Below are 22,369 nucleotides of genomic sequence, written 5' to 3'. Positions count from 1 at the left end.
TGCTGCGGCGCTTTTGGGCGAAGATTGTGGCGGCATTCCGGCATTTTTTCCGCCGGACAGGCAATGCGCCCCCTGTGCGCTCATTGATGCCACGGCACGATCAGTGTCAGATCGTTCTGACCGTTGCGGTGACGATAGGTCAACCCGGCGCAAAGGCTGCGAATCAGGAACCAGCCAAAGCCGCCCTCCGGCAGGTTTGCCTCCGTCATGGGGGGCGGGTGGCCCGCAGGGGCGGCAAGCCCCGGCATCGGCAGGCCGTAATCGATCACCTGACAGATCATGCCCGTTGCACCGGGAGACAGACACAGCCCGATCCGCCCTGGTGCGGCGGGATAGGCATGTTCGGCGATGTTGTTCAGTATTTCGGCCAGAACGATTTCCAGGCGCTGCCGGAAATCGCTGTCGCCGGTCAGGTCGGGCCGGGTCATCAGGCCGGTCAGGGCCGCACGCACTTCGACCGGGGTTGCGGTGATGCGCAGGCAGATCGGGGCAGGATCAGACATGCGATTGCGGCATCCCGTATCAGCCCGCCTCCCGCAATCCGGCAGGCAGATCGGCGTGGATCAGGAAAACGCTGTCCATCCGGGTCAGACGAAACACCTTGTCCACGGCGGGGGTCAGTCCCGCAAGTTCCAGCCGTCGGTCTGGACCAAGCAGTTTCATCACGGCGACCACGGCACCGAGGCCGGAACTGTCGAGGAACCGCACGCGCGACATGTCGATCAGCACGCGCGTCCCCGCCCGGCCCGCCAGTTCGCGCATCGCATCCTTGAATTGGATCGCGCAGGCAGCGTCGATCCGGTCTTCGCCCACCTCGACCACCAGGGTGTCCGCCAGTTCCCTTGCATACAGGTTCATGTTCCGCTTCCTTCTGCCGATGGCTTGCAGGTTACGGCGCGTTCGTTAGCATCCGGTAAGCGCCAGCCGGCAATTTCAGGAGGCCCGATGACACCCGATTATTCAGAACTCGCGCGCAGCATCGCGGCATTATGCGCGGGTGAAACCGATACCGTGGCGCTGATGGCGACGGTGGTCTGCGAGTTGCATCACGGGCATCCTCTGTCGGACTGGACCGGGTTCTACCGCGTGACCGGGCCGGAGCTTCTGAAGATCGGTCCCTATCAGGGCGGGCATGGCTGTCTGGTGATACCGTTCAGTCGCGGGGTCTGTGGCGCGGCGGCACGGACGGGTGAGGTGCAGCTTGTGCCGGATGTCGAGGCCTTCCCCGATCATATCGCCTGCTCGTCCACCACCCGGTCGGAGCTGGTGATGCCGGTGCGCAACGGGGCGGGGCGCCTGCTGGGGGTGCTGGATCTGGACAGCAATACCGAGGCGGCCTTCACCGAAACCGATGTCCGTCATCTGACGACGATTCTGGAGGATGTGTTCCGCCATGCCGAATGAGGTTCACCGTGGCGCCTGCCTGTGCGGGGCGGTGGTTTTTGAGGTGGAAACGCCGCTGCGCGATGTGGTCGCCTGTCATTGTACCCAGTGCCGCAAGACCTCGGGGCATTACTGGGCAGCATCCTCGGTGCCACACGAGAGGTTCCGGCTGATCCGGGCGGATGGGCTTGTCTGGTACCGCTCCTCCCCGACGGCGCGTCGCGGGCATTGCGGCGGTTGCGGGGCTGCGCTGTTCTGGCAGCCCGAGGGCGAAGCGCGGATATCCTTTTCACCTGGCGCATTGGAAACTGCGACCGGCTTGCAGACCGAGGCGCATATCTTCACCGAAGATGGCGGCGACTATTATGCCGAAAGCACCGCCGCACCTGCGACGCCGGGCGCCCGCCTGAAAGCCTCGTGCCTGTGCGGTGACTGCGTCTTTGACCTGCCCGCACCCTCCGGGCCGATCACCGCCTGTCATTGCGTGCAATGCCGCAAGGCTTCGGGTCACTTCAGCGCCAGTTTCGATGTGCCCGAGCAGAGTGTCCACTGGCAGCGCCGTGACGGGCTGGCGGAATACCGCAGCGCGGCGGGTGGCACACGCGGCTTCTGCCGCTCCTGCGGGTCAGGCCTGTGGTTCCGGGCCACCGATGGCGCGTTTTCGGTCGAGGCCGGTGCGGTGGACGGGCCGACCGGCGGGAAACTGGCCGCGCATATCTTCGTGGCCGAGCGGGGCGACTACTACAGCCTCGACGATGCCGTGCCGCAGTTCGCAGGGGCCGAGCCTTGACGCGCCGCCCCGCGCCGCAGACAGTGCGGAACGACAGCAAACCAAGAGGGTGCCCGTGGCGCTGAGTTTCCGGCAGACCGAAATTCTGGCCATCGCGCGCAGCGAAGGCCGCGTGGTGGTCGAAACCCTGGCCGAACGCTTTGGCGTGACGCTGCAAACCATCCGCCGCGACCTGACGGAACTCGCCGAGGCCGGGCATCTGGACCGGGTTCATGGCGGGGCGGTCATCCGGGCCGGGGTCAGCAATATCGGTTATGAAGAGCGGCGCGGGATGCATGGGGGCGCCAAATCCGCGATTGGCCGGGCCTGCGCGCAGGCGATCCCCGACAATTGCTCGATGATCCTCAACCTGGGCACCACGACCGAGGCGGTGGCCCGCGAATTGTTGCATCACCGCGAAATCACCGTTGTCACCAACAACATGAACGTGGCCAATATCCTTGTGGCCAACCCCTCATGCGAGATCATGGTGGCGGGCGGCGCGCTGCGACGGTCCGATGGCGGGCTGGTGGGGGAGTTGACCTCGCAGTTCATGGAGCAGTTCAAGGTCGATTACGGTGTCATCGGCATCTCGGCGCTCGACCCTGATGGCGACCTGCTGGACTATGACCTGAACGAGGTCCGGGTTTCGAAGGCGATCATTCGGCAGTCGCGCCGGGTCTATCTGGTTACCGATGCGTCGAAGCTGGAACGTTCGGCCCCGGCCCGGCTGGCGAGCCTTGCCGATATCGACGCGATCTTCATCGACCGCCCGCTGCCAGAGGCGCTGATGCAGCGCTGCCGCGACTGGGGCACCGAGGTGCATGTGGCGGTGCAATCTGCCGGGTGAGGCGCGCGCGGCAGGCCGCCGGGCGCGCGGGCGAGCCCGCAAAGCAGGCCATGTGGCATTGATCCCCTGCGCGGAGGGCGATATCACCGGGGGGACCAGACCCCGGACCGCATCATGAACCGACTGTATCACGTTCCTCTTTCCCCCTTTTGCCGCAAGGTCCGCCTGACCCTTGCGGAGAAACGGATTGAGGTGGAGCTGGTCGAGGAGCGTTACTGGGAGCAGCAACCCGATTTCCTGCGCCGCAACCCGGCAGGCAAGGTGCCGGTGCTGCGGATGGAAAGCCGGTTGATGAGCGAAAGCCAGGCGATCTGCGAATGGCTGGAAGAGGCCTATCCGACGCCCGCGCTGATGCCCCGCGATGTGGACGCGCGCTATGAGGTGCGCCGCCTGTGCAACTGGTTTGACGACAAGTTCCACAACGAGGTGACTTCGAAGCTGCTGTATGAACGGGTGAACCGCAAGGTGCAGGGCACGGGTTACCCCGACAGCAAGGCGGTGAAGTTCGGAGCGAGCCGGATCAAGTATCACCTCGATTACATGGCGTGGCTCCTTGATCAGCGCCGCTGGCTGGCGGGCGACAGCATGACGCTGGCCGATTTCGCGGCTGCCGCGCATCTGAGCTGTCTGGACTATATCTCGGATGTCGACTGGAACCGGCATGCGGTGGTGAAGGACTGGTATGTAAAGCTGAAATCCCGGCCGAGTTTCCGCACCCTGCTGGCGGATCAGGTGCCCGGCTTCACTCAGCCCGGTCATTACGCCGATCTGGATTTCTGAACCCGGCCGCCGGGGGCCAGCCCCCGGACCCCCGGAGTATTTGGGCAATGAGCAAGGGCATGGAACCTTCGGTGCTGAAGGACCGTCTGGTCGCGCGGGCGGTGGAGGAGGGTTTCTCCAAGACCGGGATCTGCGCGCCGGATGCCGTGCCCGAAGCGGCCGGGCGGTTGCGGACGTTTCTGGCCGCCGGACGGCACGGGCAGATGGGCTGGATGGCCGAGCGCGAGGGCTGGCGCGGGTCGGCGGCGGCGCTTTGGCCTGAGGCGCGATCGGTGATCATGCTGGCCGAGGTTTATACGCCCGAGGTTGATCCGCTGGCGGTGCTGGCGCAGCGCGAAAGGGCGGCGATCAGCGTCTATGCGCAGGGCAAGGATTATCATGATCTGGTGAAACGGCGGCTGAAGCGGCTGGGGCGCTGGCTGCTGGACCAGGCGGGGGGCGAGATCAAGGTTTTCGTCGATACCGCGCCGGTGATGGAAAAGCCGCTGGCGCAGGCTGCGGGTCTGGGATGGCAGGGCAAGCATACCAACCTGCTGGCGCGTGATCTGGGCAGCTGGTTCTTTCTGGGCGCAATCTTCACCACGCTGGATCTGCCGAAGGACGTGGCCGAGGTCAGCCATTGCGGATCGTGCCGTGCCTGTCTGGACATCTGCCCGACCGGCGCTTTCCCTGCGCCCTATCAGCTGGATGCGCGGCGCTGCATTTCCTATCTGACGATCGAGCACAAAGGGCCGGTGGAGCCGGATTTGCGCGCCCTGATGGGCAACCGGATTTACGGCTGCGATGATTGTCTGGCGGTTTGCCCGTGGAACAAGTTCGCGCAGGCGGCGCGGGACGCGGGCTATCAGCCACGCGTTGGCGCCCCCGAGCTTGCGGAACTGGCGGCGCTGGATGACACTGCGTTTCGTGCGCGTTTCGCGGGCAGCCCGATCAAGCGGATCGGGCGGGACCATTTCGTGCGCAATGTCCTCTATGCTATCGGGAACTCGGGCGAGGTCGCGCTGTGCGGGGCCGCCAGTGCCCTGCTTGCAGACCCGGATCCTGTTGTGGCCGAGGCCGCCGCCTGGGCGGTTGATCGCCTTTCGCGGTGCTGAGGGGTTGGGAAGGGACCGATTCGGTCCTATATTGCCTTAAGGCAACCGGAGGAGATGGCCATGAGCAAGCACCTTGCAGACAAGCGCAAGCCCTCGGACGGCGGGCGGACCCGGCAGTTCCTGCGTATCGACCATGATGGCAGCGAGAAGCTGTGGGACGGGCTGCGCCGGCGCCCCACCGAGAAGCCCGTGGCGAACCGCCGCGCCGCCGAATACCTGCGGATTGACCGCGGCGATCAGGTCTGAGCCGCGCGCAACCTGTCCCGCAGTGTCGCGATCTCGTCGGTCAAAGACCGGATCGTCGTGGGGTCAAGGCCGCTTTGCGCCAGAAAGCAGGCCGGGATTTCTGTCGCCTCTGCCCGCAGGCCCAGGCCCTTTTCGGTCAGCCGCAGCCGCACCTGACGCTCATCCTGCGCGTCGCGGCTGCGGGTCAGAAAGCCCGCTGACTCCATGCGTTTGAGCATCGGGGTCAGCGTATTGCTTTCCAGTTGCAGCGCCTGCGCAAGCCGGGACATCGGCTGATCATCGGTTTCCCATAGAAGCGTCAGTACGAGGAACTGCGGGTAGGTCAGCCCCATGCGATCCAACAGGGGTTTGTAGCTCGCCTGAACGGCGTGGCTGGCGGAATACAGAGCGAAGCACAGAAGCTGCGAGAGCGGCAGGGGCTGGGTCATTCCGTAAATGTAAATCGTGCGCGATTAAATCGCAAGGGATTGACGCATCGTCCGAAGCATGTATCTTGTGCGATATTATCGTGCAAGATAGAAATGGAGAGAGAAGATGGTCAAAGAGATCGTTTACCGCACCGCCGCCGAAGCCAAGGGCGGTGGTCGCAACGGGCAGTCCGCCACGCTGGACGGTGCGCTGGGTGTCACGCTGAGCGTGCCGAAGGAAATGGGGGGCGAGGGTAAGGGCAATAACCCGGAACAGCTTTTCGCAGTGGGTTATGCGGCCTGCTATCTGGGCGCCCTGCGGTTCGCGGCCAGCAACGAGAAGATTGGCGAGGTTCCGGCGGAAGCGACGGTTCAGGCCGAGGTCGGTATCGGACCGCGCGCCGAAGGTGGCTTTGGGATCGCGGTGACCCTGACGGTTCATCTGCCGGGGGTGGAGCGCCAGGTCGCGCAGCGCATGGTCGAGCGCGGGCATTTCATCTGCCCCTATTCGAATGCAATCAAGGGCAATGTTCATGTGGTGACCATTCTGGCCTGATGTGAAAAGGCCCGGCTCCTGAGAGAGCCGGGCCTTTCGCCTTGTTGCAAATATCCTTGGGGGGAGGCGCGTGCATCGCAGCGCGGCAGACGCCCTTCCTCCCTCAGGCCCGGACCAGCGCCTCGTATTCGGTGGCGATATCACGGGTCAGGGCGCCCACCTCGAACATATAATCGCCGATCTGGCCGACGGGGGTAACCTCGGCTGCGGTGCCGGTCAGCCAGCATTGCTGGAAGCCTTCCAGTTCCGAAGGCTGAATATGGCGTTCGTGCACGGTGATGCCTTTCGCGCGCAGCATCCCGATGACGGTCTGGCGGGTGATGCCGTTCAGGATTGCATCGGGGAGCGGCGTATGCACTTCGCCATCCTTGACGAAGAAGATATTGGCCCCCGTCGCCTCGGCCACATAGCCGCGATAGTCAAAGAACAGCGCGTCAGAGCAGCCTTTGGCCTGTGCCGCATGCTTTGACATGGTGCAGATCATGTAGAGCCCGGCTGCCTTGGCGGCAGTGGGGATCGTTTCGGGCGAGGGGCGTTTCCACTTGGCGATGTCGAGCTTGGCGCCCTTCATCTTGGCGTCGCCGTAATAGGCGCCCCAGCTCCAGCAGGCGATGGCAACGCGCACCGGATTGCCCAGGCTTGCCACTCCCATTTCCTCGCCTGCGCCCCGGAAGGCCAGCGCGCGTACATAGGCATCCGTCAGGCCATTGGCGGCCAGCACCTCGTCCTTGGCGGCATTCAGCTGTTCGACCGTATAGGGCACCGGCATATCCAGCAGCTCGCCCGATTTCAGCAGGCGCTGCGAATGTTCGGTCGATTTGAAGATCTTGCCGTTATAGCACCGCTCGCCCTCGAATACCGACGAGGCATAGTGCAGTGCATGGGTCAGGATGTGGACATTGGCGTCGCGCCATTCCACCAGCCTGCCATCCATCCAGATCTTGCCATCGCGGTCATCATAGCCAGCCATCGAAGCCTCCTCAGGGCCATTTTCCAAAAGTTGCGCCACTTTGGCCCGCTGTGGACATAAAGTTGCGTAAAAACTGCGTTTCGCTAACAGTTGCATCTTGGAAAGTCAACAAGGCTGACGTAACTTCGCACCGAAGTGAGGGGGAGCCGTGATGAGTGAGCCGGCATCGGGTGGCGAAAGCCTGCTGTTTCTGACCGACGAGCAGCTGCGCAAGGGGATTGAGGCGATGTTCTTCGCCTATCGCGGCTTCACGGCTGATCCCGACCGCATTCTGGACGGGATGGATTACGGGCGGGCGCACCACCGGGCGATCCATTTCATCCATCGCAGCCCGGGCACGACGGTGAACAATCTGCTGTCGATCCTCGGTGTGACCAAGCAAAGCCTGAACCGGGTGTTGCGCACTCTGATCGACGACGGGCTGGTGGAAAGCCGCGTCGGGCGCGAGGACAAGCGCGAGCGGCATCTGTTCCTGACCGCCAGAGGCGCGGAACTGGAGCGCGAATTGTCCGATGCGCAGCGGGCACGGATGCGGGCGGCTTACCGCGCGGCGGGGCCGGTGGCGGTGCAGGGCTTCCGTCAGGTTCTGGAGGCGATGATGGACCCCGACCAGCGGCGGCAGTATCAGACCTTGAAGGAGGGCGGGGCATGACGGAACCGCAGGCGCATCTTCTGGTCGTCGATGATGACGAACGAATCCGGGGGCTTTTGCAGAAATTCCTCATCCGCAATGGCTTTCTGGTCAGCGTGGCGCGGGATGCGGCACAGGCGCGGCGGTTGCTGGGGGGGCTGGAGTTCGACCTGATCGTGCTGGATGTGATGATGCCGGGCGAGAATGGCATTGCGCTGACCCGCGATCTTCGGGCGAAAAGCGGGGTGCCGATCCTGCTGCTGACGGCCAAGGGCGAAAGCGCCAACCGGATCGAGGGGCTGGAGGCCGGGGCGGATGACTATCTGGTGAAGCCGTTCGAGCCGAAGGAACTGCTGCTGCGGATCAACGCCATTCTGCGCCGGGTGCCGGCGGCACGGCCCGAAGTGGCGGTGCCCAAGGTGCTGCATCTGGGCGCGGTGCGCTATGACCCGGAGCGCGGTGAATTGTGGCGCGGGGACGAGCCGGTGCGGCTGACCGCGACCGAAGCGCAGCTTATGCGGATCTTCGCGGCCCGCCCCGGCGAGCCGGTCAGCCGCGAGGCGCTGGTGGGTGATCTGGGCACGACCGAGGCGGACAGTGCCGAAAAGGCGCAGGAGCGCGCGGTGGATGTGCAGATCACCCGGCTGCGCCGCAAGATCGAGGTCGACCCGAAGCAGCCGCGCTATCTGCAAACCGTGCGCGGCGCGGGCTACATGCTTCAGCCGGATTGATCCGCGCCCGGTCTCGGGGGCTGTGTCCCCTGACCTCCGGGATACTTGAGGACAGAAAATGACCGACATCGGGCGTATGCTGTTGTTCAGCCATGAGGACTGCCTGGGCCATGCCGAACCGCCGGGTCACCCGGAGCAGGCGGCGCGGCTGATGGCGGTTGAACAGGCCCTGGCCGGGTTCGATCTCGACCGCCGCGCGGCCCCGCTGGCCTGGCGGGACGAGGTGTTGCGCTGTCACCCGGCGGGATATGTCGCTCAAGTCGAGGCGGCGGTGCCTGCAGACGGCTGGGCGATGCTGGATGGTGACACCTGGCTGGCGCCGGGGTCGCTGACGGCGGCGCTGCGCGCGGTGGGCGGGGTTTGTGCGGCGGTCGATGCGGTGCTGGCGGGCGAGGCGAAGCGCGCCTTCATCGCCTGCCGTCCGCCCGGCCATCATGCCGAAACCGCGCGGGCCATGGGGTTTTGCCTGTTCGGCAGCGTTGCCATCGCGGCGAAACGGGCGCTGGATCATCACCGTCTCTCTCGTGTCGCAGTGCTGGATTTCGACGTGCATCACGGCAATGGCACGCAGGATCTGCTGTGGGACGAGCCGCGCGCGATGTTTGTCTCCAGCCACGAGATGCCGCTTTACCCCGGCACGGGGGCCGCGCGGGAAACCGGCGCACATGGACAGGTGGTGAACCTGCCGCTGCGCGCGGGTTCGGGCGGGGCGGCGATGCGGGCGGTCTGGGCCCCTGCGCTGGCGCGGGTACGCGATTTTGCCCCCGACCTCATCCTTGTCAGCGCCGGGTTCGATGCCCATGCGGATGATCCTCTCGCCAGTCTGGAATGGGAGGTGGAGGATTTCCGCTGGCTCACCGCTGCGATCTGCGATCTGGCGGATCAGGTCTGTGGCGGGCGGGTGGTATCCGCCTTGGAGGGCGGCTATGATCTGCCCGCGCTGGGCGCCTCTGTTGCCGCCCATGTCGATGAGATGATGCGGAGAGCCTGATGACCGACAAACCGATTGCCGAGATGAGCTTTGAAGAGGCGATGGCCGCGCTGGAAGGTGTGGTGACGCAGCTTGAGCGCGGCGATGTGGCGCTGGAACAGTCGATCGCGCTTTACGAACGCGGCGCGAAGCTGAAGGCGCATTGCGCCGACAAGCTGCGCGTGGCGGAAGAAAAGGTCGAGATGATCCGCGCTCAGGAAGGCCGCGCCACCGGAACCGCACCGGCGGAGGGGCTGTGACCTTTCCCGACCTGCTGAAACAGGATGCCGCGCTGGTGCAGGCGCGGCTGGATGCGGCGCTGGCCACGCAGGACGATGTGCCGGTGGTGCAGGCCATGCGCTATGCGGTGCAGGGCGGCAAGCGGCTGCGCGCCTTTCTGGTGCTGGAATCGGCCCGGCTGCATGGCATTGCGCCCGAGGCGGCGGTGGCCGCTGCGGCGGCAGTCGAGGCGCTGCATGCCTATAGCCTGATCCATGACGATCTGCCCTGCATGGATGATGACGACCTGCGCCGCGGCCTGCCGACCGTCCATGTGAAATGGGACGAGGCGACGGCGGTGCTGGCGGGCGATGCGCTTCAGACGCTGGCGTTTGAACTGCTGTGTGACCCGGCGCTCGGGGCGCCTGACCGGCGGCTGGCGCTGGTGGCGGGGCTGGCGCGCGCCAGCGGCGCCGAGGGCATGGTGCTGGGACAGGCGCTGGATATCGCCGCTGAAACCGCTGCCACGCCGCTGACCCTGCCCGAGATCACCCGACTGCAAGCCGGCAAGACCGGCGCGCTGATCTGCTTTTCCGCCGAGGCGGGCGCGGTGCTTGCCGGGGCCGACCCCGCGCCGCTGCGCGCCTATGCGACGGCTCTGGGCCTCGCCTTCCAGATCGCCGACGATATTCTGGATGTCGAGGGCGACGAGGCGGCGACGGGCAAGCGCGTCGGCAAGGATGCGGGCGCTGGCAAGGCCACTTTCGTTTCGCTTCTGGGGCTGGAAGGCGCGAAAAATCGCGCAAGTGACTTGATTGCCGAGGCGGAAGCCGCAGTTTCCCCCTATGGTGACCGGGCCGCTGCCTTGATCGCGGCGGCGCGCTTCGTTATCTCGCGGCAAAGCTGACGCCCCCCTACGCCTGAGCCAAAGGGCTGCCATGACCGACCGACCGAAGACCCCCGTTCTGGACCGCGTGCGCCTGCCTGCCGACATGAAGGCGCTGAGCGACCGTGAATTGCGCCAGCTTGCCGATGAACTGCGGGCCGAGACGATCAGCGCGGTGTCGGAAACCGGCGGCCATCTGGGCGCGGGGCTGGGGGTGGTGGAACTGACCGTGGCGCTGCATGCCGTGTTCGACACGCCGCGCGACAAGCTGATCTGGGACGTGGGGCATCAGTGCTATCCGCACAAGATCCTGACCGGGCGGCGTGACCGCATCCGCACCCTGCGGACCGAAGGGGGGCTGTCGGGCTTCACCAAGCGCAGCGAAAGCCCCTATGATCCGTTCGGGGCGGCGCATAGCTCGACCTCGATCAGCGCGGCGCTGGGTTTCAAGGCGGCGGCCGACCTGGGCGGCGATCCGGGCGATGCAATCGCGGTGATCGGCGACGGCTCGATGAGCGCGGGCATGGCCTTCGAAGCGATGAACAACGCTGGCCATCTGAAGAAGCGGCTGTTCGTCATCCTGAATGACAACGAAATGTCCATCGCCCCGCCGGTGGGGGCGCTGTCGTCTTACCTGTCGCGGCTTTATGCCGAGGCTCCGTTTCAGGAACTGAAACAGGCCGCCAAGGGCATGGTCAGCCTGCTGCCCGAGCCGTTTCAGGAAGGCGCGCGGCGGGCGAAGGAAATGCTCAAGGGCATGACGGTCGGCGGGACGTTGTTCGAGGAACTGGGGTTCAGCTATGTCGGGCCGGTCGACGGGCATGACCTCGACCAGCTTCTGCCGCTGCTGCGCACGGTGAAAGCGCGGGCGACCGGGCCGATGCTTCTTCATGTGATCACCAGGAAGGGCAAGGGCTATGCCCCGGCCGAGGCGGCGGCGGACAGGGGCCATGCCACGGCGAAATTCGATGTGTTGACCGGGGTGCAGGTCAAGGCCAAGTCCAATGCGCCGAGCTATACCAAGGTTTTCGCGCAGGCACTGGTGGACGAGGCCGCGCGGGATGACAAGATCGTCGCGGTGACGGCGGCGATGCCGGATGGCACCGGGCTGAACCTGTTCGCCGAACGCTTTCCGAAGCGCTGTTTCGACGTGGGCATCGCCGAGCAGCATGCGGTAACCTTTGCCGCCGGTCTGGCGGCGGGCGGGCTGAAGCCGTTCTGCGCGCTTTATTCCACCTTCCTGCAACGCGGTTACGATCAGGTCGTGCATGACGTGGCGATCCAGCGCCTTCCCGTGCGCTTTGCCATCGATCGCGCCGGTCTGGTAGGGGCCGATGGCGCCACGCATGCCGGGTCGTTCGACGTGGCTTTCCTTGCCAATCTGCCCGGTATCGTGGTGATGGCGGCGGCGGACGAGGCGGAGCTTGTGCATATGGTTGCCACAGCGGCAGCCTATGACGAAGGCCCCAGCGCCTTCCGCTATCCGCGCGGCGAGGGTGTCGGGCTGGAAATGCCCGAGCGGGGCCAACCCTTGCAGATCGGCAAGGGGCGGCTGATCCGCGAGGGCGGACGCGTGGCGCTCTTGCCCTTCGGCACCCGTCTGGCGGAAGTGATGCGCGCGGCTGAGGCGCTGGCGGCGCGCGGCATCGCCTGCACCGTGGCCGATGCGCGGTTTGCCAAGCCACTGGATCGTGAGTTGATCCTGCAACTCGCCAAGCATCACGAGGCGCTGATCACGGTGGAAGAGGGAGCCATCGGCGGTTTCGGCAGCCATGTGGCACAATTGCTGGCCGAGGAGGGCGTGTTTGACCGGGGGCTGAAATACCGCTCCATGGTGCTGCCCGATACGTTCATCGACCAGGCCAGCCCCGAGGCGATGTATGCGGTTGCAGGCATGAACGCCCCGCAGATCGAGGCGAAGGTGCTGGAAACGCTGGGCATTGCTGTTGTGGCGAAGCGGGCCTGAGCGGCCCGCCCGTCCTTACAGCGCGATGGCGATACGACCGTGCAGGCGGCCGTCCAGCAGGTCCGCGCCCAGCGTCGGCAATTCGTCAAACTGCCGGGTCGAGGACAGGCGCGCCAGCAGTCCACGATCCAGTTCGGCTTCCAGCCGCGCCCAGGCGGCCTCACGCCGTGCCATGGGCACCATGACAGAATCGACGCCGCGCAGCGTGACGCCACGCAGGATGAACGGGTAAACCGTGGTTGCCAGTGACCTGCCGCCCGCCATGCCGCAGGCCGCGACGATGCCGTCATACCGGGTCTGCGCAATGGCATCGGCCAGCATCGGCCCGCCTGCCACATCCACCACGCCCGCCCAACGCTCTTTTGCCATCGGGCGGCCGCCAGAGGAAATTGCGTCGCGGCTCAGCACCTCGGCGGCGCCAAGTTCTTGCAGGAAACCCGCCTGCTCCGGGCGCCCCGAAACCGCGATGACGTGATAGCCGCGCCGCGCCAGCAGGCTGACCGCGACCGAGCCAACCCCGCCCGAAGCGCCGGTGACCAGGACCGCATCGCGGCCCGGTTGCAGCCCGTGATCATCCAGCGCCATGACACAGAGCATGGCCGTATAACCAGCGGTGCCGATCTGCATGGCCTGTTCGGTGCTGAACCCGGCGGGCAGGGGCTGCACGATTTCGTCCGGCATGCGCACCAGTTGCGAATAGGCGCCCCAGCGGGTTTCCGACAGGCCCCATCCGTTGACCAGCACTCTTTCACCGGCCTTGAAACGCCCGCTGTCTTCCAGCACCTCGCCCGCAAGGTCGATACCCAGAACCATGGGGAAGTTGCGGATGATCGGGGCGCGGCCGGTGATGGCCAGCGCATCCTTGTAGTTCAGTGCCGAATGGGCAACGCGGATCGGCACACCTTCGGGCCAGTCAGCCAGCGTCAGGGTTTCCACCCCCACGGTATAGCTTTTGCCTTCGCCCGCCCGCGCGATCAGCGCCTTGCCTTGGTCGATGCTCATGCCTTTGCCTCCCTTACGGCCGCTGCCAGATCCGGCGGCAGTTTAAATTCCTCCAGCGCCCGCGCCCGTGCGGGGGGCGACATCTTGCGCGCGGTCTTGGCCACGATATCGCGCACGGCCTCCGGCGCGTGTTTCGCGGCGAAAGGCGCGAAATAGTGGCGCAGGAAGACGAAACAGATCACATCTTCCAGCGCCTGCACCTCGGGATCGCGCTTGATGCCTTCCTTGCGCAGCAAGACGCCCACGCGGTCCTGCGCATCACGGTCATAGCCCGCCTCCGCCATGATTCCGGCGACGCGTTCCGCGTGGCGGCGGCCCTGTTCGCGGCGCCAGTTCAGATAGCCTGTTTTGCCCTCGGGGTAGTCGGAGCGGGGCAGCAGCCAGCGTTCCACATGTTGCCCGCGTGCCGCGATTTGCAGGATGTCCGGGGCATCGGGATACTGGCGGGCCAGTTCCGCGCTCATCCTTTCGCCGTAAAGCAGCGCGGCCGGCTGGCCGTCTTCCTGCGTCGGATCGGCAGCATTCGCCGCGTCGATTGCGGCCAGCGCGGCTGTCAGATTGCCCATCGCATCCCTCCCCTTTGCCGCGATCCTGCGACGGCGGGGCGGGGGATGCAAGGGCAGGGGATGCAAGGGTGGGCAAAAGCAAACGCCGCCCCGAAGGGCGGCGCTTCCGGTGTCATTCGGCCACGATCAACTTGGGCTTGCTGTCAGGCGGCGGGCGCTTCGCCTCCAGATGCGAGAGCCGGGATTCGAGATCGGTCAGTTCTTTCGTCATCGCCTCGGGGCTCAGCACTTCGGGCTCGGCCTCCTTCGGACCGATCAGCAGACGGGCCAGCCGGGCCAGCAGACGCGACAAGTCGTCCATGATCAGGAAGAAAGCGGGCACTACGACAAGGCTCAGCACCGTGGACATGATGATGCCGCCGATCACCGCGATGGCCATGGGCGCGCGGAAGGCGCCACCTTCGCCCACCCCCAGCGCCGAGGGCATCATGCCCGCCGACATGGCGATGGAGGTCATCACGATGGGCTGCGCCCGCTTGTGTCCGGCCTCGATGACCGACTGGAACCGATCCATCCCGCGATTGCGCATCTCGATGGCGAAATCCACCAGCAGGATGGCGTTCTTGGTCACGATGCCCATCAGCATCAGCATCCCGATCATCACCGGCATTGACAGCGCATTGCCTGTGAGGATCAGCGCCGCCGCCACGCCGCCGATGGCAAGCGGCAGCGACAGCAGGATGGTGAAGGGCTGGATGACCGAGCCGAACAGCAGGATCAGCACGGTCAGAACCAGCATCAGGCCCATGATCATCGCATTGCCGAAGCTTTGCATCAGTTCTGCCTGAATCTCGGCATCGCCCGATTCCGCCACGCGGACGCTGGGCGGCAGATCGACGCTGTCGGTGATTGCCTTGAAGCGTTCCGACGCAGTGCCAAGCGCCACACCGACCGGCAGGTTGGCGCCGATGGTGGCGCGGCGTTCGCGATTCAGGCGGTCCACCATGGACGGGCCTTCCGCGATACGGATGTCGGCCACCGCCCCCAGCGGCACCGTCGCGCCTGACGCCGTGGGCACGCCAAGCGCCGCAAGCTGTGCCAGATCGCCCCGGCTGGCATCATCCAGCCGCACCCGCACCGGGATCAGCCGGTTGTCGATGGAAAGCTTCGCCAGCGCCGCATCCACATCGCCAATGGTCGCCACCCGCACCACACCCGCGATGGCCGAGGTGGTCACGCCCAGACGCGCGGCCTCTTCCAGCTTCGGCTCGATCTGCAATTCGGGCCGGGGAAGGGCACCTTCCGAGGCGACGTTGGCCAGCAGCGGTTCGGCCGACAGGGCGGCCTCCAGCCGGGCGACTGCAAGGTTCAGGTCATCCTCGTTGTCCGACAGGATCGAGAACGACAGATCGCGCTCCCCCCGGTCATTCAGCTTGAAGGCACGGATATCGGGCACGTCATGCAGCCGGGCAAAGATTTCGGCCTCGATCTCGTTCTGTGGCACGGTGCGGCCGTGGCTTTCCACATCCGGCACGATGGCCGCCAGACCGGGAATGCTGTTCCCGATCTGCGACAGCTTGTAAAGCAGCGAATGATCCAGCTTTTCCAGAAGCACGGTGACCGAGGCGCGGCGGATGTCCAGATCGCCGGTCGGCGACGACCCGCCAAGGACAAAGACATTCGCCACCCCTTCGATATCGCGGATGCGGGCCACCATCTCGTCGGTCTTCTGCTCGGTATCCTCCAGCGTCGAGCCGGGCGGCAGTTCGACACTGATGGCAACGCGGCTGACATCCTCGGGCGGCATGAAGCTGCCGGGGACTTGCAGCATGAAGTGGACAGATATGACCAGAACCAGAATGCCTGTTACCAGCGTGATATAGCGGGCCGGCACAAGGTGGTGGCCTGACCGCAGGGTGAACAGCCCGCCACTGGTGGAAAGCCGCACCAGCCGCAGATATTGCCGCATGAACCAGCCATCACCATGCGCATCGTCATGGCCTGCGGCATCTTTGGACCGCATCAGATAGGCGGTCATCATCGGCGTGATCAGCCGCGCGACCAGCAGCGAGAACAGCACCGAAATCGCCACCGTCAGGCCGAATTGCCGGAAATACTGCCCCGGAATGCCGGGCATGAAGCTGACCGGGACAAAGACCGCGATGATGGTGAAAGTGGTGGCGATGACGGCGAGGCCGATTTCATCCGCCGCGTCGATCGAGGCGCGATAGGGCGATTTGCCCATCCTCATGTGTCGCGCGATATTCTCGATCTCCACGATGGCGTCATCGACCAGAATGCCGGTGGCCAGCGTGATGGCAAGGAAGCTCACAAGGTTCAGCGAGAAGCCCAGCAGGTCCATCACATAGAAGGTGGGCACCGCCGACAGCGGCAGCGCCACTGCCGCGATCATCGTGGCACGCCAGTTGCGCAGGAAGGCAAAGACCACCAGCACCGCCAGCAGCGCGCCTTCGATCAGCGTATGCAGCGCGCTTTCGTAGTTGCCGTAGGTGTAATAGACCGTGTCATCCACCAGCGAGATGCCAACATCCGGGTGCTTCGCCCGCACTTCGTCCAGCGTGCTGTTCACCACCTCGGCCACCGAAACCTCGGAGGCGCCCTTGGCGCGGAACACCGCGAAGGTCACCACCTGATCGCCGTTGAACTTGGAAAACGACCGCAGCTCCTCGTAGGTGTCATTGATCGTGCCAAGGTCCGACAGCCGCACATGGCGCCCGCCGCCGACGGCGATGGTGGTATTGGACAGTCGTGCCACGGTATCGGCATTGCCCAGCGTGCGGATCGCCTGTTCGCTGGTCCCGAGTTCTGACCGGCCGCCGCCCAGATTGGCATTGGTCAGCCGCAGTTGCTGGCTCACCTGCTGCGCGGTGATGCCGTAGCTGCCCAGCCGCACTGGATCCAGCTCGATGCGGATTTCGCGGTCGGCTCCGCCGAAACGATCAACCTTACCGACGCCGGGACGGCCCTGAAGCGAGCGGGTGATGGTGTCATCCACGAACCACGACAGTTCCTCCATCGTCATGTTCGGCGCGGAGACGGCGAAGGTCATGATGGCCTGGCCTTCCACGTCGATGCGGCTGACGATGGGAGCCTCAACATCCCCGGGCAGATCACCGCGGATCTTGTCGATGGCGTCCTTCACATCCTGCACGGCCTTGTCGGTCGGCACTTCCATGCGGAACTCGACCAGCGTTTGCGAATTGCCGTCGGTGATGGTGGAGGTGACGTTCTTCACCCCCGAGATGCCCGAGACGGCATCCTCCACCTCTTTGGTGACCTGCGTTTCCATCTCGGCGGGGGCGGCTCCGGGCTGAGCCACCACCACCGCAACCAGCGGCACGTCGATATTGGGGAAGCGGGTGATGGGCAGGCTGTTGAAGCTTTGCCAGCCCAGCACCATGAGCATGAAGAAGGCCAGAAGCGGCGCGACCGGATTTCGGATCGCCCATGCGGAGAAGTTCATCGCGGCCCTCCTTACTGCGTCACGGCGGCGATGGGATTGACGCGGTCGCCATCGCGCACGAAGGCGGCGGCCTTGGTCACCACCTGATCGCCCTCCGTCAGGCCCGAGACGATCTCGACCCAGCCATTGTCGCGGATGCCGGTTTCCACCGGCGTGCGGGTGACAGTGCCATCCTTCACCACCATGACCGTCGCGCCCTCAGGGCCGGAGCCAACGGCGCTGACCGGGACGGCCAGCGCCTCGTGCTCGGCCAGCAGGATTTCGGCATCGGCATACATGCCGGACCGCACGGTGCGGGCATTGTCCAGCGTGATGCGCGCGGTCCCGAGGCGGGTCGCCGTATTCACGCCGGGCTCCACCAGCCGGACGGTGCCACGCAGGGCCCCGGTCGCGCCGACAGTGCGGATTTCGGCGCTCATCTCCGGTTGCAGACGCACCAGATCGGCCTCGGCGATATCGGCGCGCAGTTCCAGCGCCCCATCCTTCATCAGCACGAACATCGGCTGCCCGGCGGCGCTGGCCACCGCACCGACCTGCGCATTGCGGGCCAGCACCTCGCCCGCGACCGGCGCGACGACCTTGGTGCGCGTCAGGTTCAGGTCGATATTGGCAAGCTGCGCCTCGGCCAGTTCGACCTGGGCGCGCGCGGCCTCCAGCGATTGCCGGGCGACCGTGACACGGGCGGTGGCAGAAACGGCGGCGGCCTGCGCCTGATCGTTGGCGGCGGTGCTGGCCTGACCGCGATCCTTCAGCGCAGCGGTGCGGGCGGCGACACGCCCCGCCTCATCCGCCGAGGATTGGGCCTCCAGCACCTGTGCCTCCGCCTGCGCCACAGTCGCGCGTGCCGAGGCCAGCCCGGCCTTCAACTGGCTGCGCTGCAATTCCAGCGCGGTCAGCGACAGCGTGGCCAGTACCTGACCGGCCTCGACGTAATCGCCGACCTCAGCCTCCAGCGTCTCGATGGGCTGGCCCTCGATCAGCGGCTGTACGATCACCTCTTCCACGGCGCCAACCAGCCCTCCGGCAATCACCCGGTCGCGCAGATCGCGGCGGGCGACGGCGGAGACGGTGATTGCGGGCAGGGCGGGTTTGGCCGTTTCCGTGGCGGCCACGGGTTCTTCGGCCCGCGAAGCACCGGGCGTGGCCAGGGTTGCGGCCATTATCAGGCTGACAGCGAAATGACGCATTTTCATCAATCCTTCGACTTCGCGGCAGCCACTTCGGCCAGAACCGCGTCGATCATACGTTTTACCAATTCATTCAGTTCAGTCCGTCCGGCGCTGACCTGGTCCCCGGCCTGTGCCTGGATCGCCGCAGCCTTCACCAGCATCACCACCATGGCGGAATGGGCAGCAAAGTGGCGTTCGGCCTCGTCACGCGGCATTCCGGCAATCATGGCGAAGGCCGACAGCAGATAGCCGCGAATTTCGCTTTCCATCTTCTGCACAACCGCGCCGATTTCCGGTTTGCGCAGCGCGGCGGCGGTGATTTCGGCCCAGAGCGGGCCGTCGTCGCAGCCCGAGCATTCTTCCTCGATATGCTGGTGCAGCCCGCAGCGCAGCGCGGCCAGCGGATCGGCCGCGGCGGCGATGCTGGTGAACTTTTCCTCAACCTCGGCCAGATCGCGGGTCACGATAGCCTCGACCATCGCGGCCTTGGACGGGAAGTAGCGATAGAAATTGCCGACGCTCATCCCCGCCGCGCGGGCCAGATCCTGCATCGAGGCGCCGTCGAACCCCTTTTCGGCAAAGGTCTGGCGGATACTGTCAAGAATTTCGGCCTCGCGCGGACGCGCGGCCGTGGCAAGGGCCATACGGGGGCTTGTCATCAGGGAATCTCCGGCGGGGGCCGCCTGTCGCGAGTGAATGTTCATTCATCAGATGAGGCAAGTTCTGTCTTGCGTCAACTGGCGTTGAATTTTTCATGCTGAAAAGAACGCCGCAGATACGGGTTTGCCCGTTTCTGCGGCGTTCCTGTCACGTTTTGCAGGGGGATCAGGTCAGGCGGGCGCGTTTTTCGGCGCGGCGCCAGGCCTCTTTCGACCAGGCGAGCAGCAGCATCAGTCCGATTCCGCCACCGATGATCGCGGTATCCAGTGCAAAGCTCTGCGGCAGGACCAGCTTCACCCCGTTCGCGGCATAGCACAGCACGACGCCCAGCCCGAACACCGCCAGCCCGTTGCGCCCCAGAAGCGCGAAAGGCGCGGCTGCCCGATGCGCCGCCAGTTGCCGCACCAGCGGCCAGCAGGCCAGCAGATAGGCCAGCGCAAGCGCATGGCTCAGCCGGGGCAGGGCGAGGAAGGTCTTGTCGAAGGAAATGAAGATCCAGTGGAAATGCAGATACTCGGCGGCAAGATACAGCATGTGCCCGAAAGCATCCGACACCGGCTTGGCCAGCGAGGCGACCAGCGCGAAACCGACCCATGCCAGCGCCAGCCAGATCAGCCAGCGCCGCTTTGGAACGAAGCTGCCGCCCCGGCGAATGGCCATCCCGCTCAACAAGCCGACTGTGAAGATCACCTGCCAGCTGAACGGATTGAAGAACCAGCCGCCATCCATCGGATAGTTGGGCATGTTGAAGTAGATCATCGCCGCCGCCAGCCACAGCACAACCGACAGTGCCATGGTCACACGCGGCCAGCGCAACCCTGCCCAGAGTGTCAGCGGCGCGAAGGCCAGCAGAACGGCATACAGCGGCAGGATGTTGGCATAGCCGATCTGATGGGTCAGCAGCGGGATGCCGATCAGAAACTCCAGCGGTTTCTGCCACTGGAAACGGATCGCATGCAGGCGCATCGCCTCGGGCGCGTCGAACCATAGCATCGTCGCGGCCGAGATGCCGAGCGCAATCACCGTGGTCACGATATGCACCTGATACAGCGTCCATACCCGCCGCCAGATATGGCCGACGCCTTCCCAGAACGGGGCAGGGCGGTCGAAATACTTGCCATAGGCCAGCCCGGCAGCGATGCCCGACATCAGCACGAACGCCTCTGCCGCATCGGAGAAGCCGAAGTTCCGGGTGGTGAAATTCTCGTAAATCGTGCCGGGCGTGTGGTTGATGAAGATCATCATCAGACACAGGCCGCGAAACACGTCGAGCCGGGGATCGCGCGCGGCGCGGGGTTCAGGCGCTGACATGGGAAGGTTCGGTTCCGGCAAGTGCGGCGTTGGGAAGGGCGGTTTCACCCTCCCATATTGCAAGGATTTCGCGCTGGCGCTGCATCACCGCGGGCTCGGCCAGATCGGTGGGCGTGACGAACAGACCGCTGCGCGAGGGGCGGGAAGACCAGGACAGCAGTAGCGGGGCGGCCAGCATCGGCAGGATCACCGGCAGCATCCAGACCACCAGACCGGGCGCCATGGCCCAGGTGCCCGCCAGCGCCACGGCGCCGGTCATCACGATCCAGTGGCTTGCCGCCCAGGCCTCTCCGAGGCTCAGCGTGGCATCGCCCCGGTTGTTGGTGGGCCAGCCGCCATCGCGGCCCAGAAACACCTGAAACACACTGCGAGTCTGCCAGGCGAGCAGCACCGGCGCGGTGAGCGAGGAAAACAACAGTTCCGCAAAGACCGAAGCGAAGACCCGTGCGGCGCCACCGAAACTGCGGGCGCGACCGCTCATCGAGGCATGCAGGGCGATGGCGAATTTCGGCAGGATCAGCAGGCCGAAGACACCGATGGCAAGGCCGATGGCCTTGGAGGTTTCAGCCTGCGGGAAGATCGGGAAGGGCCAGTAGGGTTCGGGGAAGTAATCGGGCGGCGGTGCGAAATAGGGCGCCAGAACCGATGCGACCATGAAGCCGATCCAGAACAGCGGCGAGATATAGGCCATGATGCCCTGAAAGAACACGAACCGGCTCCAGGGTTTCAGTCCCGGGGCCAGCAGCAGGCGGCTGTGTTGCAGATTGCCCTGACACCAGCGCCGATCGCGTTTCGCATGATCGACGATGTTTTCGGGGCCTTCCTCATACGACCCGCCCAGATCGTCGTCCAGCCGCACGCGCCAGCCCGCACGGGCCAGCAGCGCGGCCTCGACATAATCGTGGCTCATCACATGGCCACCGAATGGCGGCTTGCCGCGCAGTTCCGGCAGACCGCAGCTTTCGGCGAAGGCGCGGACCCGGACCATGGCGTTATGGCCCCAGAACGGCCCGGTGCGACCCTGCATCATTGCCAGCCCGCGCGCGAAGACCGGCGAGTGGAAGGCTGCGGAAAACTGCATGGCGCGGCCGAAGCGAGTTTCGGCGCGGGTCACCACCGGCAGGGTTTGCAGCAGACCCAGATCGGGGGCAGCCTGCATCCGGCGGGCCATTTCCACAATTGTCGCGCCTTCCATCAGGCTGTCGGCGTCGAGGATCAGGGCGAAATCATATGCCCCGCCGGATTTCTGGATGAAATCCTCGATATTCCCGGCCTTCTTGCCCCGGTTATCGGCACGGCGGCGATAGAAGATGCGTCCTTCTGCCGCCCGATCCCCGACCAGACGCAGGAACCAGAGGCGTTCGCGCGCGGCAATCGCCTCGTTCCGGCTGTCCGACAGGATGGCGATGTGGAACAGATGACCAAGTCCTGTAGCCTGAAGGCTTTCGTCCATCGCCGCCACGCGCGAGAAGGTGGCCACCGGATCTTCGTTATAGACCGGCACCAGAACTGCGACTTTCGCGGTCAGCGGTGCATCGGGCAGGGCAGGGGCGGCGGCCTGTGTTGTCAGGCCCATGAGGCCCTGAACTGCACCCCAAGCCAGCCACCAGGTCGAAATGAAGATGAGGACCGACCGCGCGATATCGATGGAATCCAGCCCGTCCGACATGCCGAACTGAAGAAACAGCATGAAGGCCCCGGCCCCGGCGATGAGGCTGAGCACAACGGCAACGGCGCGCGGCAGCGCGGCGCCGGGTTGCCCCGCAGGGCCGGACATGG

24 protein-coding genes are annotated in these 22,369 nt (G+C 65.4%); 13 read left to right on the top strand and 11 right to left on the bottom strand.

Annotated features, from left to right (window positions below; all coding sequences use genetic code 11):
- Positions 1-80: 80 nt before the first annotated feature.
- Positions 81-503, bottom strand: coding sequence for an ATP-binding protein (locus IE126_RS08385; RefSeq protein WP_189380704.1), 423 nt, complete (start codon positions 501-503; stop codon positions 81-83).
- 19 nt (positions 504-522) lie between these two features.
- Positions 523-858 carry an STAS domain-containing protein gene (locus IE126_RS08380; protein WP_189380703.1) on the bottom strand — a complete coding sequence of 112 codons (336 nt, stop codon included), beginning with the start codon at positions 856-858 and terminating at the stop codon, positions 523-525.
- Positions 859-945: 87 nt separating this feature from the next.
- On the opposite strand from IE126_RS08380, the gene IE126_RS08375 reads away from it, so the two are divergent.
- The 6 genes from IE126_RS08375 (at position 946) to IE126_RS08350 (ending at position 5,122) form a co-directional block, all read left to right on the top strand.
- The gene (locus IE126_RS08375; protein WP_054304039.1) at positions 946-1,404 is read left to right on the top strand and encodes a GAF domain-containing protein; all 459 of its coding nucleotides are present in this window, start codon (positions 946-948) and stop codon (positions 1,402-1,404) included.
- Positions 1,394-2,173, top strand: coding sequence for a GFA family protein (locus IE126_RS26325; RefSeq protein WP_189380702.1), 780 nt, complete (start codon positions 1,394-1,396; stop codon positions 2,171-2,173). The genes IE126_RS08375 and IE126_RS26325 overlap by 11 nt, the downstream gene beginning before the upstream one ends.
- Before the next feature lie 55 nt (positions 2,174-2,228).
- The gene (locus IE126_RS08365) at positions 2,229-3,002 is read left to right on the top strand and encodes a DeoR/GlpR family DNA-binding transcription regulator (RefSeq protein ID WP_054304038.1); all 774 of its coding nucleotides are present in this window, start codon (positions 2,229-2,231) and stop codon (positions 3,000-3,002) included.
- Positions 3,003-3,116: 114 nt separating this feature from the next.
- Positions 3,117-3,782, top strand: a complete 666-nt coding sequence (fzlA, locus tag IE126_RS08360; protein WP_054304037.1) for an FtsZ-binding protein FzlA — start codon at positions 3,117-3,119, stop codon at positions 3,780-3,782.
- Positions 3,783-3,829: 47 nt separating this feature from the next.
- Positions 3,830-4,876: a tRNA epoxyqueuosine(34) reductase QueG gene (gene queG / locus IE126_RS08355; RefSeq protein ID WP_229825334.1), complete on the top strand. Its 1,047-nt coding sequence runs from the start codon at positions 3,830-3,832 to the stop codon at positions 4,874-4,876.
- 60 nt (positions 4,877-4,936) lie between these two features.
- On the top strand, positions 4,937-5,122 hold the full coding sequence (locus IE126_RS08350; RefSeq protein WP_054304036.1) for a hypothetical protein: 186 nt from the start codon (positions 4,937-4,939) through the stop codon (positions 5,120-5,122).
- Here the strand turns inward: IE126_RS08350 and IE126_RS08345 are convergent.
- Positions 5,113-5,550, bottom strand: coding sequence for a MarR family winged helix-turn-helix transcriptional regulator (locus IE126_RS08345; RefSeq protein WP_054304035.1), 438 nt, complete (start codon positions 5,548-5,550; stop codon positions 5,113-5,115). The genes IE126_RS08350 and IE126_RS08345 overlap by 10 nt on opposite strands.
- Before the next feature lie 106 nt (positions 5,551-5,656).
- On the opposite strand from IE126_RS08345, the gene IE126_RS08340 reads away from it, so the two are divergent.
- On the top strand, positions 5,657-6,085 hold the full coding sequence (locus IE126_RS08340; RefSeq protein WP_054304034.1) for an organic hydroperoxide resistance protein: 429 nt from the start codon (positions 5,657-5,659) through the stop codon (positions 6,083-6,085).
- A 103-nt stretch (positions 6,086-6,188) separates the two neighbouring features.
- Here IE126_RS08340 and IE126_RS08335 read toward each other — a convergent pair whose 3' ends face one another.
- A complete protein-coding gene (locus IE126_RS08335; RefSeq protein ID WP_108128463.1) occupies positions 6,189-7,055 on the bottom strand; it encodes a branched-chain amino acid aminotransferase in 867 nt (288 codons plus the stop codon).
- A 151-nt stretch (positions 7,056-7,206) separates the two neighbouring features.
- On the opposite strand from IE126_RS08335, the gene IE126_RS08330 reads away from it, so the two are divergent.
- Genes IE126_RS08330 through dxs form a run of 6 tightly spaced genes read left to right on the top strand, consistent with a single transcriptional unit; the run spans position 7,207 to position 12,458 of the window.
- Positions 7,207-7,707 carry a MarR family winged helix-turn-helix transcriptional regulator gene (locus tag IE126_RS08330; protein ID WP_108128464.1) on the top strand — a complete coding sequence of 167 codons (501 nt, stop codon included), beginning with the start codon at positions 7,207-7,209 and terminating at the stop codon, positions 7,705-7,707.
- Positions 7,704-8,417 carry a response regulator gene (locus IE126_RS08325; RefSeq protein ID WP_054304031.1) on the top strand — a complete coding sequence of 238 codons (714 nt, stop codon included), beginning with the start codon at positions 7,704-7,706 and terminating at the stop codon, positions 8,415-8,417. Before IE126_RS08330 ends, IE126_RS08325 begins: the two co-directional genes overlap by 4 nt.
- Positions 8,418-8,475: 58 nt before the next feature.
- Positions 8,476-9,408, top strand: coding sequence for a histone deacetylase family protein (locus IE126_RS08320; RefSeq protein WP_229825333.1), 933 nt, complete (start codon positions 8,476-8,478; stop codon positions 9,406-9,408).
- Entirely contained in the window at positions 9,408-9,647 is a 240-nt protein-coding gene (locus IE126_RS08315) for an exodeoxyribonuclease VII small subunit (protein ID WP_054304030.1), read from the top strand. Before IE126_RS08320 ends, IE126_RS08315 begins: the two co-directional genes overlap by 1 nt.
- Positions 9,644-10,513 (top strand): polyprenyl synthetase family protein, encoded by an 870-nt coding sequence (locus IE126_RS08310; protein ID WP_108128465.1) that lies wholly within the window; start codon positions 9,644-9,646, stop codon positions 10,511-10,513. Before IE126_RS08315 ends, IE126_RS08310 begins: the two co-directional genes overlap by 4 nt.
- A gap of 31 nt (positions 10,514-10,544) precedes the next feature.
- Positions 10,545-12,458 (top strand): 1-deoxy-D-xylulose-5-phosphate synthase, encoded by a 1,914-nt coding sequence (dxs, locus tag IE126_RS08305; protein ID WP_108128466.1) that lies wholly within the window; start codon positions 10,545-10,547, stop codon positions 12,456-12,458.
- A 15-nt stretch (positions 12,459-12,473) separates the two neighbouring features.
- On the opposite strand, the gene IE126_RS08300 is transcribed toward dxs, so the two are convergent.
- The 7 genes from IE126_RS08300 to mdoH form a co-directional block, all read right to left on the bottom strand.
- Positions 12,474-13,460 carry an MDR family oxidoreductase gene (locus IE126_RS08300; RefSeq protein WP_189380701.1) on the bottom strand — a complete coding sequence of 329 codons (987 nt, stop codon included), beginning with the start codon at positions 13,458-13,460 and terminating at the stop codon, positions 12,474-12,476.
- A complete protein-coding gene (locus IE126_RS08295; RefSeq protein ID WP_189380700.1) occupies positions 13,457-14,026 on the bottom strand; it encodes a DUF4202 domain-containing protein in 570 nt (189 codons plus the stop codon). Before IE126_RS08295 ends, IE126_RS08300 begins: the two co-directional genes overlap by 4 nt.
- Before the next feature lie 112 nt (positions 14,027-14,138).
- Positions 14,139-17,450: an efflux RND transporter permease subunit gene (locus tag IE126_RS08290; RefSeq protein ID WP_189380699.1), complete on the bottom strand. Its 3,312-nt coding sequence runs from the start codon at positions 17,448-17,450 to the stop codon at positions 14,139-14,141.
- An 11-nt stretch (positions 17,451-17,461) separates the two neighbouring features.
- Positions 17,462-18,637, bottom strand: coding sequence for an efflux RND transporter periplasmic adaptor subunit (locus IE126_RS08285; RefSeq protein ID WP_108128582.1), 1,176 nt, complete (start codon positions 18,635-18,637; stop codon positions 17,462-17,464).
- Between the two features lie 5 nt (positions 18,638-18,642).
- A complete protein-coding gene (locus IE126_RS08280) occupies positions 18,643-19,278 on the bottom strand; it encodes a TetR/AcrR family transcriptional regulator (protein ID WP_229825329.1) in 636 nt (211 codons plus the stop codon).
- 166 nt (positions 19,279-19,444) lie between these two features.
- Positions 19,445-20,590: an OpgC family protein gene (locus IE126_RS08275; protein ID WP_189380698.1), complete on the bottom strand. Its 1,146-nt coding sequence runs from the start codon at positions 20,588-20,590 to the stop codon at positions 19,445-19,447.
- The gene (mdoH, locus tag IE126_RS08270) at positions 20,577-22,367 is read right to left on the bottom strand and encodes a glucans biosynthesis glucosyltransferase MdoH (RefSeq protein ID WP_054304023.1); all 1,791 of its coding nucleotides are present in this window, start codon (positions 22,365-22,367) and stop codon (positions 20,577-20,579) included. Before mdoH ends, IE126_RS08275 begins: the two co-directional genes overlap by 14 nt.
- Positions 22,368-22,369 lie beyond the last annotated feature (2 nt).

It is taken from the genome of Gemmobacter nanjingensis, assembly GCF_014652195.1.
Lineage (GTDB): Bacteria > Pseudomonadota > Alphaproteobacteria > Rhodobacterales > Rhodobacteraceae > Gemmobacter > Gemmobacter caeni.
Note: the sequence above shows the minus strand (reverse complement) of the source record. Positions and strands in the feature narration are given on the sequence as shown.

Bases quoted from the DNA above. Each gene is read 5' to 3' on its own strand.
- IE126_RS08275 (WP_189380698.1), bottom strand. From the start codon at position 20,590: ATGTCAGCGCCTGAACCCCGCGCCGCGCGCGATCCCCGGCTCGACGTG.
- IE126_RS26325 (WP_189380702.1), top strand. From the start codon at position 1,394: ATGCCGAATGAGGTTCACCGTGGCGCCTGCCTGTGCGGGGCGGTGGTT.
- IE126_RS08340 (WP_054304034.1), top strand. From the start codon at position 5,657: ATGGTCAAAGAGATCGTTTACCGCACCGCCGCCGAAGCCAAGGGCGGT.
- IE126_RS08325 (WP_054304031.1), top strand. From the start codon at position 7,704: ATGACGGAACCGCAGGCGCATCTTCTGGTCGTCGATGATGACGAACGA.
- IE126_RS08295 (WP_189380700.1), bottom strand. From the start codon at position 14,026: ATGGGCAATCTGACAGCCGCGCTGGCCGCAATCGACGCGGCGAATGCT.
- IE126_RS08315 (WP_054304030.1), top strand. From the start codon at position 9,408: ATGACCGACAAACCGATTGCCGAGATGAGCTTTGAAGAGGCGATGGCC.
- mdoH (WP_054304023.1), bottom strand. From the start codon at position 22,367: ATGTCCGGCCCTGCGGGGCAACCCGGCGCCGCGCTGCCGCGCGCCGTT.
- dxs (WP_108128466.1), top strand. From the start codon at position 10,545: ATGACCGACCGACCGAAGACCCCCGTTCTGGACCGCGTGCGCCTGCCT.
- IE126_RS08350 (WP_054304036.1), top strand. From the start codon at position 4,937: ATGAGCAAGCACCTTGCAGACAAGCGCAAGCCCTCGGACGGCGGGCGG.
- IE126_RS08290 (WP_189380699.1), bottom strand. From the start codon at position 17,450: ATGAACTTCTCCGCATGGGCGATCCGAAATCCGGTCGCGCCGCTTCTG.
- IE126_RS08335 (WP_108128463.1), bottom strand. From the start codon at position 7,055: ATGGCTGGCTATGATGACCGCGATGGCAAGATCTGGATGGATGGCAGG.
- queG (WP_229825334.1), top strand. From the start codon at position 3,830: ATGAGCAAGGGCATGGAACCTTCGGTGCTGAAGGACCGTCTGGTCGCG.
- IE126_RS08285 (WP_108128582.1), bottom strand. From the start codon at position 18,637: ATGCGTCATTTCGCTGTCAGCCTGATAATGGCCGCAACCCTGGCCACG.
- IE126_RS08380 (WP_189380703.1), bottom strand. From the start codon at position 858: ATGAACCTGTATGCAAGGGAACTGGCGGACACCCTGGTGGTCGAGGTG.
- IE126_RS08345 (WP_054304035.1), bottom strand. From the start codon at position 5,550: ATGACCCAGCCCCTGCCGCTCTCGCAGCTTCTGTGCTTCGCTCTGTAT.
- IE126_RS08330 (WP_108128464.1), top strand. From the start codon at position 7,207: ATGAGTGAGCCGGCATCGGGTGGCGAAAGCCTGCTGTTTCTGACCGAC.
- IE126_RS08300 (WP_189380701.1), bottom strand. From the start codon at position 13,460: ATGAGCATCGACCAAGGCAAGGCGCTGATCGCGCGGGCGGGCGAAGGC.
- IE126_RS08320 (WP_229825333.1), top strand. From the start codon at position 8,476: ATGACCGACATCGGGCGTATGCTGTTGTTCAGCCATGAGGACTGCCTG.
- IE126_RS08375 (WP_054304039.1), top strand. From the start codon at position 946: ATGACACCCGATTATTCAGAACTCGCGCGCAGCATCGCGGCATTATGC.
- fzlA (WP_054304037.1), top strand. From the start codon at position 3,117: ATGAACCGACTGTATCACGTTCCTCTTTCCCCCTTTTGCCGCAAGGTC.
- IE126_RS08385 (WP_189380704.1), bottom strand. From the start codon at position 503: ATGTCTGATCCTGCCCCGATCTGCCTGCGCATCACCGCAACCCCGGTC.
- IE126_RS08280 (WP_229825329.1), bottom strand. From the start codon at position 19,278: ATGACAAGCCCCCGTATGGCCCTTGCCACGGCCGCGCGTCCGCGCGAG.